The sequence below is a fragment of the Bradyrhizobium sp. B124 genome (assembly GCF_038967635.1).
Classification (GTDB): Bacteria; Pseudomonadota; Alphaproteobacteria; order Rhizobiales; family Xanthobacteraceae; genus Bradyrhizobium.
In genome coordinates this window covers 8,263,304-8,280,648 of record NZ_CP152413.1, presented here as the reverse complement: position 1 = coordinate 8,280,648, position 17,345 = coordinate 8,263,304, and the positions used below count along the sequence as shown (strand labels likewise).

Genomic DNA, 17,345 nt, shown 5'->3' with positions numbered 1-17,345 from the left:
ACGCGTCAATCCCTTGCTGTTCTTCTTCGCGCCAGCAGCCGCGCGGGCCTTCTTGGTATTCGCCACGTCAAATCCATCGTTATGTCGAGAGTACGATCGCCTGGTGACAGGCACGTCAGGTCGATCGCGGCCCGCCAGCGCCCCCCGACGCCCGCGGCCAGCGCTCTCATTACAGTCTCGCAATCGCGTTGGATAGCGGCGGGTTCGGGATCAATTGCGGCATCGGGGGATGCCTCGCTCCGCGCCACCATTCTGATTGTAATCCAGCCTTCACATTGGATCGCGCCACCCGGGCCTCCGAGAATTCACCGGCCCGAAAAATCACCACAAGCCAGCTGCGCGTCGCGCCAGCTCAAATTGTCTAAGGGGTGTGAGCCACATCGGCGCCGATGCCGACGACGACGCGCAGGGCTGTTCGCTCTGCGCGGCGAACAGCTTCGATTGTCTTGAGACGTTCCTGCAAGGTCTTCTTCATCGCCGTCCCATTCACAAGCCATCGAACAAGACGTTCTGGACATCACTCGGCCGTCAGGCGGTCGCGCGGCGCTGCTGCGTCACGCAACAAAAACAGGGAAGGTTATCATGAAGACGAAATCGTTCGCCGAACGCGTGCTGGGCACGACCTCGCTGGTCGTGTTGTCGGCCGCCGCCATGATCGGAGCCCAGCAACCGGCTGCGGCCCAAACCGGCATCTACGGCGGCGGCAGCACGCTGTCGTCGCTGGCGCTGCGGCAGATCTTCGACTGCTATGCGGGCGCGACGCTGGCCAATGACGGCCAGGCGTTCTCGCCGAGCTTCTCGACGGCTGTGCCGAGCCCGAACCTGCTGCCGACCAGCTGCACCATGTTCTCGACATCGGTCGAGGGCCTGTTCGCGGCCGTCGGCTCCGGCAACGGCCAGCGCGCCTACATCGCCGACGATGCGCGGCAACTGTTCCGCGGCAGCCCGGACTCCGCGCCGGCCGTGGTGCGCAAGCCCTCGGCCAAGCCGCCGTTCCGCGACACCGCCAATTCGGCCTTCAAGAGCTATCCCTATCCGCGGCTCGACTTCGCCGCCAGCGACGCGCCGCTCGCCAGCTCGATTGCAAGCCTGACCACCATCTCGTTCAGCAATTTCGTCCCGTCGACCAATTGGCAGAACACGCTGCTGATCGGCGCCCTGAGCAAATCGAACGCCAGCTTCAACACCGCGGCCGGCGGCGCGCCGATCCAGGTCCCGGCCATGGAGGTCCCGGTTGCGATTGCGGTCAACACCTCCAATTCCGCCTTGGGCGTGACCTGGACCAACCAGTCGGCGCTGTCGCCGAACAGCCAGGCCGGCGGCGCGATCCAGCTCTCGGCCGCCCAGCTCTGCGCGATCTTCTCGGCGACCGTGACGGACTGGCACGACACCTCGACGCTGATCCCCGCGCTCGACGCCAACGGCGTGCAGCAATTCCAGCACTTCTACGACGCCAACACCAACGGCTCGCTGACCCCGGTCGCCTATACCAGCGGCCGGCTGCCGATCAAGGTGGTCTACCGTGCGGACGATGCCGGCGCGAGCTTCATCCTCACCAACTACCTCGCCAACCTCTGCCCGCTGCTCGACCCGACCGGCACCTACAACTACAAGAAGATATTCTCCGGTGTCGGCGTCGGCGGCAGCACCACCGCCAACCTGCCGTCGGGCAAATTCTCCCGCCTGCTCGACAACATCAGGGCGGTGAAGAGCTCCGACCACAGCGACCCCTATGACGTGGATGAAGACGAGGAACGTCCGGATCCGCACTGGATCAGCGCCTCGGGCAGCAACCACGAAGCGCTGAAGATCGGCACGGACCCGCGCTTCGCCGGCCGCATCGGTTATCTCAGCGCCGACTTCACGCAGCCCTATGCGCAGACCGTGACCGAGGAAATCGCCGGTACCACGATCTCCGCGGCGGCTCCGCTGTCGGCCAGCGTCCAGAACGAACGGCAGCGCCTGCTCGGCGTCTATCATCCGGGCCAAGTCGGCAGCAACGGAAGGGCACAGAACTTCGTTCCGCCGACGCCGAACAATGCCGAGCTGGCGTTCGCCAACCTGACCGCCCCGGACATCTCGAGCAGCTATGATGCCTGGAACCTGTATGCGCAGGTCTATCCCGCCGGCACCGTGGTTGGCGGCGTGACCTATGACGGCCTGTCCGTGATCGGCATCCCGCTGCAGTCGCAGACCGACTATCCGATCACCGGTGCGAGCTTCCTCAACGCGTATAGCTGCTACGGCGACACCGCCGGGACGAGGGTGCCCGCCGTGAAGAACTGGCTTGCCTGGTTCTACGGCGGATCGGTCACCGGGCTGCCGAACTACAATCCGGCAACCTCGAACGCCGACAACCCAGGCTACGATCCGAACGTCGCCAAGGTCATCCGCAACAACGGCTTCCACGAACTCGACGGCGTGTGGGCGACCAACGTCCTGAATGCCTACCTGACCTCGAGCGCGGCCGGCGGCTCGTCGACCGCGATCGCCGCCTACAGCACGTCGGGTACGCAGACCGACGGCTGCACGGGCGTCACCGGCGGCGCGAAGTAACACCCAATATGAGATCGTGATCCGGGACGACCCGGATCACGATTTCACGGAAGACTCAGCAGCCGGGCTCTTGATCGGGGCCCGGCTGTTTTCTGCCGGTCTCTCAGCCGGCCTCTCAGCCGATCTTGGCGGCGGCGCGGTGCGCCGCGGCGAGCTCGAAATAGTGGCTTCCCGCATGGGGGACGATCGCAGCGCGGTTGAGCAAATGCTGGACGCAGATCGCCGCGAGATCGTAGGAGCCGTAGCAGTGATGGGCGACCAGCGCGAGATGCTTGAGCTGCTCGGCGCTCATTGCGTCGGCCTTGGTGAAATCGCGGACATAGACGGCGTCGGCCTCGACCAGCTGATTGAACGCCTCATAGGGATTGACGCCGCGCATCGGCCAGATCATGCGCTTGTCGATCGCCATCAGGGCATGGGGAATGAAGCCCTGGCTGCGCAGCTCGAGGTCGATCTCGCCGAACACCGGCTGCTGCTTGTACAGCGGGAGAAACGAGACCTCGGTCTGGACGAGGACCGCGTCTGCGAGCCGCCGCCGCCCATTCTGGAAGATCGCAAGCTCCGAGCCCTGCACGTCGATCTTGAGGTAGTCCAACGCATCGATCTCGCCGATGTCATCGAGCCGGTGGGTCGCGATCTTGCTGTCGGCGAGGATGCGGCCCCATTCGTTGAATCCCTGAAAGTGCTTCAGCATCACGGGATCGGGCTCCAGCAGGCTGGTCATGCCGGGCGCGGCACAGATGCGAAGGCGGGCTTGCTCGCCGTTGCCAATGACGTAGGGCAAATAGGTTTCGAGCTCGCTCTTGCGGGCATTCAGCTCGGCCAACGCGCTCGGCTGCGGCTCGAAGCCGAACAGCCGGCACAGCCGCTTCTGCAGCAGCGGCACATAGGGCGGGACGTCGATCGGGTTGGCGCCGATATCGACCACCGCAGTGAGGCGTTCGGGTACAAGCAGGGCGCCCAGAGCATCAGTGTCGGCAGATGACGCTGATGGCGTGGACGCGATTGATGCGGATGACGTCATGGGACCTTACAGAGAGCACGAAGTGCGTCTCTGTTCCTCTGAACGGTGAGCTGAAGGGCATTGCGTAGCCCGGATGAGCGCAGCGGGATCCGATCCGCATGCGAACCCGGGTGTCGCTTCGGTCACCCGGGCTATGGAGATTGCCGACATGACCGCGGCAAGGACTGCTACTGCCCACCGCCGCGGCGACGGCGCTCGTCGTCGCTGCCGTTCGGCTTCTGGTTATTGCCACTGCCGCTATTGCTCGGCGTCGCGTCATCACCGCCGCTGCCGCCATAGCCCAGCACCTCGACAATTACGATCGAAGGCTGGTCATTGGGCTTGTTCGGCGCCGGCTGCCCCGCCTGCTGGGTCGCAGCGGTTGCGTTGTTGTTGACCGCGGACAGCGTGGTGCTCGGCGTTGGCACAGTGGGCAGCCCTGCTACCGTAGTGGCCTGAACGTTGTAGGCATTGAGTACGACCGGCGCCACCAGCAAGACTTCGTTGCCGGCGCGAATGCCCGCAGAGCCGAGATCGATGGTGCCGCGCGGCGCAACCAAGGCGACGTTGCTCTTGGTCGGATCCTGCCCCGGCAGCGTGACCAGCGCAGCGATGCCGGCGCCTGTCACCAGCCCCTGCGGGTTGATGTAGCAATAGCCGTCAACGGTGCAGATCTCGCTGAGCGCAGGGCTCGAGACATAGGTCTTCGGTCCTGCACCGGCACTGATGTCGCCATTGGCGGTGAACAGGCCGACGTCGCCGCCCTGCTGGGTCATGATGCGACTCTGGTTGACCAGGATCGAAGCATCGGCGAAGGCCCGGATGGTGCCGCCGCCGAGCGTCAGGATGCCCTCCTGGTTCGGGCTCAAGGTATCCAGCGAGGAGTGGCCGACGGTGATGCCGCCGCCCGGCCCGACGATGTTGATGTCGCCGCCCATCTGGGTCTCGAGCACGGAAGCCGCGACGTTGAACCTGCCGGTCGCGATCTTCGGCGCCGCCTTGCCGTCGACGCTCAGGCTGTTGTCGGTGTAACCGTAGCCAGCCGGGAATAGCGTGGAGATCGCGGTATAGGCGCGCGCGTACTGGCCGAAATAGAGGCTCGACGGATTCTTGAAGTCCTTGCCCACCTGGATCAGGAAATCGAGGAAGGCGCGGTTGACGAGAAGCTGCTGCCGCGCCGGCGGCAGTCCCTGGAAGGTGACCCAGGCCTGATCGCGCGGCTGGCCGAGGACGGCGGCGATATCGGTGAGGAAGTCGATGCCGCCGGTGCCGGCATGCGCCGGATCGACGTAATCGGCGATCGCCGCCGCATAGTTGATGCCGGGCTTCACGCCGAACAGCAGATCGAGCTCGGCGCCCTTGGACGGCAGATAGGGCTTGAGGGAATTTGTCGGCAGACCAGCGAATGCGCCGCCGACCGCGCTGCCGTTGCCGAGCGTCGCGATGCCGCGTGTCGGCGTGTCGGACGCCGAGAACGGGCCCAAATCATGCCCGGCCTGCAGCACGAAGGTGCCGGGGCCATAGAGAAGATAGGAGCCGCCGACCAGATCGTTACCGGCAACGATGCTGGTGATGTCGGTCGCGTTGTTGTTCTGGCCGACGAAATTGAAGCTGATGTTGGCCTGCGGCGTGCCGTTGCTGGTTGTCGAAACGCCGCCGCCCTGGGCGATCCCCGCGTAGATGTTGTTGCCTGCTTCGATCCACGCCGGCTTGATCAGCGTCAGGCTGGCGCCAAAAGTGCTTACGGGGTCGACGGCATAGATGTCCTTGCCGGCTGCGATGACGACCGGCGCGAGATCGTTCGCATGCAGTGCCTGAGTAAGGGCGGCCGGTGGCAGCCCGAGCGGGCTGATGACGTTGGCAAGGTCCACTCCATTGTTAAACCCGACGTACTCGGTGATGCTGCTGCTAAGGTCCGGCATCACAAGGCCTGCCTCAAGGCTAATAGTTCCGGCCGCGACGAGGCTGACGTTGCCATTGTTGCTGGGCAGTACGTTGCTTACGTCCGTTTTGCTGAGCGTCAGATTTCCGTTGAGCGCCGTCAGGTCGAACGTCGCGGGAAGCAGCAGCCCGACAATCGAGGCGTTCGCGTTTCCTCCGAGGGTGATGACACCAGTACTACCATTGTGCACAAAAAGTCCGGTGATCGGCGGCGATCCGCCAGTCGACGAAACTGTCGGGCCTGTGAGATCACCGGTCGTGCTCGTCAGCGAAACGCCGCTGCCCGGGCCGTAGCTGGTGAAATAACTGCTCCAGGAGCCGTTGCTCGAGTTGCTGGCATCAGGCGATGCGCCAGGCAGATATACCTCAGCCCTCACCTGCACCCCGGCATTGAGCGGCAAGGTCGCGGGATCGTAGACATTGCCGAGCGTCACCGAACCACGCGCGCCGAGCGTGATGAAGCCATCTTGTACTGCGAGCAGCAAGGGCAGCGCATAGGTGCCGGAGACGGAACTCCCGTTGTTTGTGATCCCGAGCGTCGGCAGGCCTCCGTTCAACGGATTGCTGGTGGTGGCCTGGACCGCGCCGCCCACCCGGATCACGCCGGCGCCGCGGCCGACCAGGAAATCGCTGCTCAGGAGGTTGCCGCCGGCGGTCACGCTGAGATTGCCGCCGCCGTAATAGGTGACCTTGGGCGGATTGGCCGACGTGAAACCGCCACCAACCACGAGCGTCTCCGGCAACGACGCGCCGATATCGATGATATCGGCGCCCGCCGACAGCGTGACGTTGCCGCCGCCCAGCGCGCCAAAACCCTGGAAGAAGGTGGCGTAGTTAACCCAGGCCGCGGTCTGGCAGGCGACCGAACCGGCGGCGGCGCAAGCCGCGAACGGCGTCGACGTGCCGTTGGAGAGGCCATAGTGGATGTACCAGTCGCTCCACATCTGGCCGGTCGAAGCGCCGGTCACGCCGGTCTGGCTGCCATCTGCATCGATCGGCATCTCGATGCCGATGATCGACCCGCCCGCGGTGACGGTGACCGCGCCGCCGCCGGTGGCCCATGCCGGTGCGCTGACCAGCCCATTCGGATTAATGAAATAAGGCGCAGGCACGGTCGGCGCATTGAAATCGGCCGGCGTGGCGGTGGCGGCGCCGGCGGTGTAGACCGCGCCCGGAGCCACTTGGTCGCGCAGTTCGACATTGCCGGCCGCAGCGATCGTGATCGAGCCGGTGCCGGTGCGCACCAAGGTCGGGATGTTGATCGTCGTCGCGCCGACAGCGGGTATTGACAACCTGTTCAGATAGGAGGTGTGGCCGTCGATGGTCACGCTACCCGTGACTGACGGCGACTGAGACGACAACGAGATCACGGCGTTGGGATCGACCGGTTGTGCGTTGGCCGCAGTGAAGGCCGCGCCGCCGACAATGTCGTAGGAGAAGCTGCCCTTCCCGCTCACGGCCGCCGACATCAGCTGCGACGCCGATGTGGTGTTGTAGACCGTGCTGATAGTCCCCCCGACTGGATTGTAGACCGCTGGGTTGTTGGCGATCCGGTCGGCGGGAGGAACTGGATCTGTGGACGCCAGGTAGGTGCCCTGCAAGGTGTCGTAGGCTGGCGGCGGCGCCGGCGGCGTCACCGCGATGGCGGCAAGGACGCCGTGTGCGAAGTCAGCTCCGACCGCCGTCTCCAGGCTTACCGGGAACACCAAGTTGTTGATGGTCTGCTTGCCGCTGCCACGCAGATTGGCGGTGATGACATTGTAGAAATAGGCCGTCCACCGTGTGGCGTAATCTCCCGTCAATGCGACGGCGTTGCCGCCGACGAACCTGATCGTGCCGAGGCCGGCCGTCAGATTGTAATATGCCGTCGATGTGGTGGGCGCCGACGGGATCACGACGGTCGACAAATTCGGCGAAATGCCCCTACTCTGGGCGTACCCCACGAAGTCGGCATAGGACAGTACGATCCCGCCGTGCGCCGAAACGCCCGTCGACGGATTGATCCCGTTGACGTTGACCCCGATCAGCTCGGTCTCGTAGGCGCGGAACATCCTCAGGTATTGAGAATAGTACAGATTGTACTGATCCGTCACAGCCCCGATCAATGTCGGATCGCTCGAGGAAATGACGACCGGCTGCGCCAGCTTGAACTGCAGCGCGAGCGCGTTATAGGCGGCATCCGACAGCCCGAAGAATGCCGCGCTGGGCGAAGCCGGAGACGTCGGCAGGCCTGACCACGACCCGTTGGTCTTGACGAGGTAATCGGCTATGCCGCTTGAGCTGTATGCCAGATTGTTGCCGTCCGGGAACATGCCGAGATAGGCTTGGTAGAGGCTCGAATTGAGTTCGTTCGCATACAGCGAGGCCGCGTCGGAACCACCGAGATTGTAGTTGACAAAGAAGCCGTCGGTCACCGTCGCGTTGATGTTGACGTTGTTCCTCGCCTGCAGGAGCAGCGTTCCGGGCTCGCCGCCGGTCGCGGTGCGATACACCAGCGAGACGTGCCCGGATGCATCGACACTGCCTGCGCCCAGATTCCAGTTGCTGGCGACCGTGATGTTGCCCTTGTTGATGTCGAGGCTCGGATTGATCAGATCGATCTCGGGACGCACATGCATGCCGGCGAAGCTCGCTCCGCCTCTTGCCGGCGTCACGGCAAGGTTCTGCACGAAGCTCGCCAGCGTGGTCTGATAGAAGCCGACGTGATCGGCATTCGGCGCCGTGACGATGAATATCGTACCGGTCGCCAGCGGCGCCTGCGGCGTCGGCGCCACGATCGCATTGCCGTTCTGATCGGTCGTGTTGCCGTTCTGATCGGTGCCCGGCAATGGATTGCCGGCGGCATCGAACCATCCGGCCGGATCGATGATGCCGTCGAAATGCTGCGCGCCGGTCGAGCTGTCGGTGGTGCTCCACACCGCGTAGGGGTTGAGCACGACACCCTTGCCGATCGGATTGCCGCCACCATCGACCACGCCGCGGATGGTGCCGCGGAAATCGACGTTGACGGTGTTGTTGGTGAGGATCGGCGCGCGGATGATGACCGCTCCGCCGGCATTGTTGATGTTCGGCCCGCCGGGGCCGCCGCTGACGTCGAACAGGGCGCCCGAGGCGACGCTGATTGCGCCCGAGGTCGACATGTTCTGGTAGCCATAGGTGGCGTTGACGGCGCCGTTTGCGTCGGGCGTGCCGGTGGTGCCCAGCGTGATGGTGCCGCCGGTCTGCACCAGGCTGGCGGCGGCGTAAGCCGGATCGGACGGATCGCCTGCGACGTAGGACGCCTTGAGCACTGCGCTGCCGCCGATGCTGACGCCGCCGGCGGTCACGCCGCCCGCGGTGACGCCGGCGCCATAAAGCGAGATCTGGCCGCCGCTCGGCCCGCTCGCATCGATGGTGCCGTTGACGACCACGCTGCCATTGTTGGCAACCAGCAGCACCTTGCCGGAGTTGAGCGTCTGGCCGGCCTCGATGCGGATGTCGCCGGTGCCGAGCCGCACCGAGAAGCCGCCGCTGAATGCCGTGAGCGGCAGGCCGGCCGCCCCGCCGATGCTTCCTGCCTGCAAGGTGAAACTGCCGCCGAGATCCTTGAACGCGGCGCTGCCGTCGAGCGCGCCGTCGAGCGTCGCGGTGTTCGCAGCCAGGATCGACAACGATCCTGCAAAGCCGCGGCCTGCCCCCGCCACGCTGACGGTGGCGCCCTGCCCGACGATCACATTGCCGGTGGTCGAGGCGAGTTGCACATTGCCGCCCGGCGCGTCCTGGACCACGTCGAGGATCGTGATGCGCGAGCCGGACGCATCGATGAGGCCGCCGCTGCCGAGCACAACGTCGCCGGCGGTCGCGGTCAGGCTGACCTTGCCGGACAGCGCCTGGATCGTCGCACTGTCCGTGATCGCCCCCCCCGCGACAGCGAGAACGCCGCCGATATTGCTGGCGACACTGGCGGGCTTGGTGCCCGCACCGGTGACGAGGCTGATGTTGCCCAGCGTGCTCAGCGATTGCGTCGCGCCGCTATTGACCACGATTGCTGGCGCGGACAGCACCATGTTCGCGGCGCCAGCGCCGCCGCCCGCGAACGTCACCGTCGGCAGGTTCGAATATCCGGTACCGGCATTGGTCAGCGTCACTCCGGTGACGGCGCCGCCGGACACAGTGGCTGTCGCCGTCGTGCCGGATCCGCTGATCTTGATGGTCGGGGTGCTCAGGTAACCGTCACCCGGATTGGTGAGATTGATTCCCGTCACGTTGACGACGGCCTGCGCCGTCGTCGCCACACCACCCCCGCCGTTCGCGAAGGAGAAGGTCGGCATACTGGTATAGCCGGAGCCCGGATTGGTGACGGTCACGCCGACAACGCCCAGCGACGCGGTCAACTGAGCGCCGCCGTCCCCGGTGGCGCTATCGACCGAGATGGAGTCGACAAAGCCGGGGAAGCCGGAGCCGGACGAGGTGAGCTTGACGCCGGTGACCGCACCGTTGGCATTGACGATGGCCGTACCGGTCGCCGTGACCGGGTTGCCATTATTGTCGGTTCCGGACACCGTGACCGGATCGCCATTGCTGTAGCCCGAACCGCCGCTGACAACGGCAAAGCTGACCACGCCAAGCAACGCGGTGGCTTGGGCGCCGGATCCGCCGCCGCCCGAGACGATCACATCCGGGATGCTGGTATAGCCGGTGCCGGGGTTCGCGATCGTTACTCCGCCGATATCGAACAGCAGCGCCGCAGCCGCAACCGATCCTGTATCGAGCGTGCCGTTGCCGCTGAATGTAACCGCCCTGCCGGCGTTGAAATAGATCTGGCTGAAGCCGCCGAGGTGCTTGGTGCCGACGTCCTCGGTGATGACCTGTGAAGCATTGAGCGTAAGCGTACCGCCGGCGCCGGTGATGCCCGTGCCGGTCGCGCCACTGGTGTTGGCGAGATCGATGTTGGTGGCATTGACGGTGGTGTTGCCACCCTGGCTATAGAGCCCGGCGCTGTCGAAGGTCAGCGTGCCGATCGGATGCGCGGCATCGCCGATCTGCAGTCCGTTGGCGTCGTACAGATTGATCACGGTCGCGCTGCGCAGCCGGACCGAGACCGCATCGTTGAAATTCGCGAGTACCGCAGGATTCAGCACGATGCCGGTGCTGCCGCCGCCGATGTTGATGACCGATCCGGCGATGTCATAGTTCCTGGCGTTCAGGATGGCGTTGGAGGCGAGCGTGCCGCTGCCGCTGGTGTCGAGCGTCAGCGCATTGCCGCCGTCGATGACCGCGCCGGCGCCGATCGAGAAGGCGCCTAGCGGTGTCTGGCTGCTCGGCGGCGGACCGTTGCCCGCATATTGCCCGGGGACATAAATCCGGCTGACCTTCACCGTGTTGCCATTCGAGACGCGCAGCAGCGCGCCGTCGCCGCTGGCGAACACATAGCTGCCGTCGGACTGTTGCACCGGCAGCGCGCCGATCGTGATGTCACGGTCGGTACCGCCCGGCACTGCGCCGATTGCCCTGACGACGCTGCCGTCACCGATGACAAGACCCCTGCCGGTAACGAGATTTCCGTCACCGGCAAGAGAGACAAGAAGCAGCTCGGGCCCGGTCAACGGATGCGCCGCGTCGGTCAGGACCTCGAGATTGAGCGCACTGGCGGTGATGTTCTGTACGCCATCGACGACCTGCGCGGTGCCGCCGATCAACACCGATGACGCCCCAAGGCGGCTGATCTGATCGGCATCGAGCACGAGGTAGTTGACCGAACCGGTGCAGCCCGGCGCGCTTCCGGCGAGGCAATCGCCCGCCGGCACCGCCTGGTCGGCGGCGCGGATCAAGATGTTGCTGCCGCCGATCTGCACCTGACCGCCGCCGCCGACGAGGCCCGGCGCGAGATCGCTGGTGCCCGGCGCGAAGCGGTTGGTGCCGGCAAGGTCGAGCGAGTTGATGGCGCCGAGCACCAGCACACCGCCGTCGATCGGCAGCGGCGGCGGTGCTTTGCCCGCGGCGAGTGCCTGGTTGCGGAAGAACGTCGTGCCCGAGGTGATGTCGATGCGGGAGTATCGCGACCACACCGCTTGCGACTGCAACTGGAACACGGCCGATTGCGACGAACGCGCGCCGGTCAACGTATTGCCGAGCGTGCCGGTGACATATTGCGAGCCGTCAGCGCTGGAGGTACTCGCGACCGCATTCGGATTGACGTTGTTGGCAACCTGGACAACGCGGTAGGCGCCGGGCAGCGTTGCGTACATTCCCGACAGCAGCGTGTAGGTGCCGGCGGGGATGCCGCTGCCGCCACCGATGGTCACCGACTGGCCCGGTGCGATTCCGTTCGCGAACGGCTGCGAATTCCCGGTCGCCGATGCGCCGAAGGTGGTACCGGCCGGCACCACCAAGCCTGAGTAATATGGAGAGAAGGCGAAGTTGGGATCGAAGGCCGCCACGGCCGACGAGTAGGTCGGGACCAACGCGTAGACCTGGCGGCCGTCAGCGTAGGTCGGCGTGATGCTGCCGTTGGCGGGGTTCTGCTGGTAGGTCGTCAGCACATTGCGGCTGCCACCGGTTCCCGCCACGAACTCTGTCGCGTAGATGTCGCCGCCACCGTTCAAGTCGAGCACGGCGCCGGACTGGGTCGCCACATCAGTGCCGAACAGGCTGATCGACTTGCTCGGCGGCGCAGTCAGCACCTGAGGCACGATACGGTTGGAGTTAGGGGCGCCCTGATACCAGGTGGTGCCGTCGACGGTGTAGCCGTCGGGCACGGCCAGACCGGCTGCCGAAACCGAGGTCAGGCTGCCCGCGGCCAGCGTCACGCTCGCCGTCGGCACGAAGGTGCCCGAGGCAAAGTTGATGCCCCCCTCGTTGGCAATCGCCTTGATGAACTGGGCCGACACGTCGCTGCCGGTCCGCACGCCCAGGACGATGTTGCCGAGCGGCGCCCACAGCGTGCCGCCCTGCACGATGGTCTGCGCGCTGAGCACGATGCCTCCGCCGATCGAGAGCGGCGCCGTCGGCACGCCGTTCTGTGCGATCGTGATCGCGCTCGACGGGCCGGTCGACATCAGCAGGAAATCGGTGTTGCTGACCGGATAGATCTCGGCCGCGCGCAGCGTGAGATTGCCGGGAACCAGCAGCGCGCCGCCGAACACGGTCTCTCCCGAGCTCAAGCCGCCGTCGATGAAACCATAGTATTGCGGCAGCAACCGGATGGGGCCGGCGCTGGTAAGGTTGACGCTGCCGGCGTTGTCGAGCCCGATGCCGCGCTCGAGGTCGATCCATTGCGCCGTCACGTTCAGTGTGCCGGCGCCGGCGGTCGGGACGATTGACACGCCGCCGACCCCGACCCCGACCATGCGAACGTAGCCGGCGTTCAGATTGACGACGGACCCATCCGCATTCGCAACGTGCCCATTGCGCGCATAAAGGGTCAGGGCGCCGGGGATTTTGACATTGACCGAACCGTCGAACGCAATCTTGCCCGCATTGAGCGTCACGGAATCGAAGCCGCTGTTGCTCAGCGTATCGGCCCCAATGAATGCGCCCGGTGTGGCCGTCGCGCCCGAAGCTGGCAGGTTCGTTGCGACCACGCCGGGTTGCTCGACCACGATGCTATCCGGCGTCGGCGGGGCTCCGATCGCATTGTTGTTGATGACGCCAATGGTCAGGCCGCCGCCAGCTGCAAGCGGCGCGCCGCCGGCCGCATCGACGGTGCCGGCAAAATAGACCGTCGTGCCGGAGAGCTGCAGGCTGCCGCCATTGCTCCAGGCCGCCTGCCCGACGAAGTGCGGTCCGAAACCAGCCTGCGGCACCTGGATCAAGTTGCTGGCTGCGGTCACGGCTGCGCCCTGCAGATTGAACTGCGCGCCCGGCTCCGCCACCACGGTGGTGGCCAACAGCGAGATGGTGCCGCCATCGCGCACCGTGCCGGTGGAATAGGTTTTCACCTGCGGATTGGGCACGAACACGCCGCTCACATCGAGCACGGCGGTGGCGCCGATGCGCACCTCCTGGCCTGTTGCGGTAATGGTTCCTGCGGGCGCAACGATGCTGCCGAGAATATCGGCCGTCGCAATCGGATTCAGTGTGACAGTGGCCAGCGGATCGGTGACGATGGCAGCGCCGCGATCAACCAGCACATTCGTCCCGGCCAGCGACAGGCTGACCGCCTTGCGCAGGCCGTCGGGCAACAGTCCGAGCGATGCGAAGTCGCGCACCCGCGCGCCGGTCGGAATCTGCGCCTCGCGGCCCGAGAGCAGTGCGGTCGGCTGCCGTTGCAGCAGCAGCTGCGTGCCGGCGGTAACCGTGGTGCCGCCATAGATGTCGCTCAGGGTGTATTGGGAGAACCCGCCGCTGGTGAAGAACGACGGCGGCAGAACGAGCTGGCCGGCCTTCGCATCCGTTACGATGAAACCCGTGACCGGAGATCCCGTGTAATTCGCGATGGCTCTTGCTGTCGCACTCGAAGCGTACGACGTCACCTCTGCAGTCCCGCCATCGACCACGACGGTTGAGGCCTTCAGCGTCAGCGTCCCTCCGCCATCGAAGCCGCCCGCGTAGATCGTGCCGCCAAGCAGCACGTTGGCCTGATCGGGATGGCTGAGTGTGCCATCGGGTTTGGTGCCGTGAGGGAGAACGTTATAGGGGGTGGTTCCCGATTCGCTCCCAGTGACGACCTGGCCAGGAAAATCTCCGGCATAGGTCATCAAGGTCAGGTTGCCGCCCTTGCCCACCGGCAGGCCGGCGGCGCCGGTCTTGATCTTGCCGGTGGTGTCGACATAGCCGCCTCCGGACAAGTCGACGATACTCCCGGGCGACAACACGATGCTCTGGGTGACGTCGGTGAAGAGGCCATCGTTCACGGATGGTCCGTTGCTGGCGGCGATCGTGGTGATGCTCACAGTACCGCCATTGACGTAGGCGCGCCCTTCGAGTTGGTCTGTCGATAGGCCCGTGTCGTTGACCCAGCGGCCGCGCACGTCGAGCACGGCATGCGGCCCGATCACCACCGCGGGTGCTGACGGCTGCTGCGGTCCTCCGCTGGCGTAGGTGAAGCCGGTAAGGCTGATCTGGCCGGCGGGCGCGCTGAGAGTACCGTCGACCGTGGCAACGCCGTCGAGCGCGATGCTGCCGCCCGGGCGTACCGACAAGGTCGCATTGGTCGCGACGTCGAGTCGGCGCGCTCCCTTTGTCGAAATAGCGCCCAGCGATGCATTGGAAAGCACATCGGTGAAGATCGGAAACACGCCGTTGGCGAGCGCCGGCGACCAACTCGACGCGTTGGCGAAGTTCAAGCTGCCGAGGCCATACGGATCCGGCCCAGCATCGGCCTGCGACGTGAGCACGACATTGTTCTGGTTGGCACTGCCGGCCCCCGATGGAGCCGCGAAAGTGATGCTCAGCGACGCGCCCTTCGGCATCTGGTCGGCGGGCGAGAGATTCGACGATCCCGCCAATGCGCGCTGGCGGCTGCCGGCCACCACATTGCCGATGATGTCATTGACGATCGGATTGATAGCCGCGACGGTGACCGAGCCGGCATTGGCGCCGGTGATGTAGCTCGCCTCATAGTGCGTATTGCTGCCGCCGCCCCATGGACTGAGATAGATTTCGGTCAGCTTCGTATCGACGACGCCGTTGACCTTGTGCAGGACCGTGAAGCCGTTGCCGATGCCGACATAGGCGATGGTGGGATCGGCGCGGCCGATGTCGTAGATGCGCCCGTCGGCACCGAGCAGGCGGGTGGTGCTGATCATGCCGCCGGTGTACTGCACATAGCCGGCCGACACGTTGATGGCCGCACCCGGCTGCTGCACGACATTCTTTCCCGACGTCGTGAAATTGCCGCCGACGGTGAGGACCTGGTCGATGCTCTGCGGGATCAGGCCGACATAGCCGGCCGCGTTGAGCAGCGGCGAGCCGACCCACTGCACGCCGTCGGCGCGTGTCCCGCTGAGCCGCGCATCGATGGTGACGGTCTTGCCGATCAGGGCCTGGGCGAGCGGGCTGTCGGCCACCTCGGCCGCGGTGACGAGGATGCTGATCTGGTTGATCGACATCGGCAGCGTGACGCCGGCGATGCCGGAGAGATCGATGGTGCTGCCCTTCTCGAGCAGCACCGTGCCGATAACACTGTCGGCGCCGATCGTCAGCGCGGCGCCCGGCGCCTTGATCAGGGCACCGGCGCCGCCCGCGCCGGTGCCTTGCACGTCGACACTGCCCACCGCCGTGATGTTGATCTGCGGCTGCAGCACTGTCTGGAAATACGGCGCGTTGCTGGCGCCGTTCGCCGACGTCGGTGTATTGAGCGTCGCGGTCGGCAGGGTTCCGCTGGTTTCGTCCGGCAGGATTGTCGTGAGACTCGCCGATCCCAGCACGATATTGCCGTCGGCGCCGGCCGCGCAGCCGCCCTGCAGGCAGGTCGTGCTCAGGCTGATTGAGCCTGTGCGCGTCGTGCTGGTGGTGGCGACAATGCCGCCGAGCTGATTGATCGATCCGCCCGCCAGCGTGACCGCGCCGGAACTGGACGAAAGCAAGCCGGAAGCGTCGTTGGTGACCACGCCGCCGCCAGCCAGGACCCGCATCGCGGTCTGAACGCCAACGGCAGTCAACAGCGGCGTAACGAGGGTGACGGAGTTGTCGGAGGCCAGGATGATCTGACCATTCCTGGTGATGATGGCACCGGCGTTGCTAACGCCGCCATCGGCCAGCAGCGCCACATAACCGCCGTCACCATTCGCGCTCAGCTTGCCCGTGGTATCAATGATCGCGCCAGGCTGGACCACGACCTTTCCACCGCTACCCTGGTTGAAGATCGCGGCTCCCGCAGCGTTCTTGATGGTGATATTCGCGCTCGTCGGGACATCGCCCAACAGCGAGAACAGCCCGCTCTGCAGATAACCCTGATAGTTGCTGCCACTCAGCTTCGACGGAAGGTCCAGCGTCGAGGCGATCAGGGTATGAACGTTGATCTGGCTGGTGCCGCCGAAGATGATGCCGTTCTGGTTGATCAAATAGACCGCGCCGTCGGCCCTGATCGATCCAAGAATCTGGCTTGGCACACCGGTCGATGCGATCTTGTTCAGCGCGGCCCAGTTCGCGTTGCCCTGCTGGTTGAAATTGACTGTCGTGTCCCTGCCGACGTTGAACGATTGCCAGTTCAACACCGCCTGGGCCTGGGTCTGGTTGATATTGACCGTGGTCTGGCTGCCGCTGCTGGTCTGCGTCGGCGTGTTGGCGCCGACCCAGTTGGTGACGGGATTGGCGACGCCGGAAGCGGCCAGGCCACTGTTCGGCACCAGGCCGCCGGCATTGAGACCGTTGGGCACCGTACTCGGCGCGCTCACCGCAAGGCCGCGCGCGGCGCTCTGGGCCGCCTGCAACGCCTGGATCGCCTGCGCGGCGCGCGTCATCGACGCTTGCGAGTTCTGTGCGGCCTGCTGCGCCTGCTGTGCGGCGGCCTGCGCGGCGCTGACCGCCGCCTGCGTGGCCGCGGTGCTGACGCCACCCCACGTGCCGAACGGGCGCGCTGCCGCAGGCGAGCCCATTGCAATCGCGATCGAACTTACACCTGCGAGCAACAGGCCACGGCGCGAGGTCGAGCGAGGGAGCGAATGCATGCGGGCCTTCCAAATGCAGCAGGCGATGCGAACGATCGTGACGCAAGAAGGCACCGGCCAGCCTGCAATCAGTTGGCCCGATGCCGACAACTCGATGAAGGGCACGCAACTCAGCCGGCGCAGCCGCCCCCAAGCGGACACGCCCGACAGTTCGGGACGCCTCTCCTGTTCCTAAGACAGTTTGAGACGGGCTAACGCGAAGCGATTTCGCAAAAAAGTTTTAACCCTGCGGTGGAACTCAACCTCGGCGCGAA

The 17,345-nt window shown here is 65.4% G+C and carries 4 protein-coding genes; 2 read left to right on the top strand and 2 right to left on the bottom strand.

What is annotated here, in order from left to right:
* Positions 1-582: 582 nt before the first annotated feature.
* A complete protein-coding gene (locus AAFG13_RS38855; RefSeq protein ID WP_342710255.1) occupies positions 583-2,556 on the top strand; it encodes a substrate-binding domain-containing protein in 1,974 nt (657 codons plus the stop codon).
* A gap of 115 nt (positions 2,557-2,671) precedes the next feature.
* On the opposite strand, the gene AAFG13_RS38850 is transcribed toward AAFG13_RS38855, so the two are convergent.
* The gene (locus AAFG13_RS38850) at positions 2,672-3,580 is read right to left on the bottom strand and encodes an FkbM family methyltransferase (protein WP_342710253.1); all 909 of its coding nucleotides are present in this window, start codon (positions 3,578-3,580) and stop codon (positions 2,672-2,674) included.
* Between the two features lie 167 nt (positions 3,581-3,747).
* Complete coding sequence (locus AAFG13_RS38845; protein ID WP_342710252.1) at positions 3,748-17,091, bottom strand: filamentous haemagglutinin family protein; 13,344 nt, start codon at positions 17,089-17,091, stop codon at positions 3,748-3,750.
* Here AAFG13_RS38845 and AAFG13_RS38840 point away from each other — a divergent pair.
* Entirely contained in the window at positions 17,090-17,266 is a 177-nt protein-coding gene (locus AAFG13_RS38840) for a hypothetical protein (RefSeq protein WP_342710251.1), read from the top strand. The genes AAFG13_RS38845 and AAFG13_RS38840 overlap by 2 nt on opposite strands.
* The last annotated feature ends 79 nt before the right edge of the window (positions 17,267-17,345 follow it).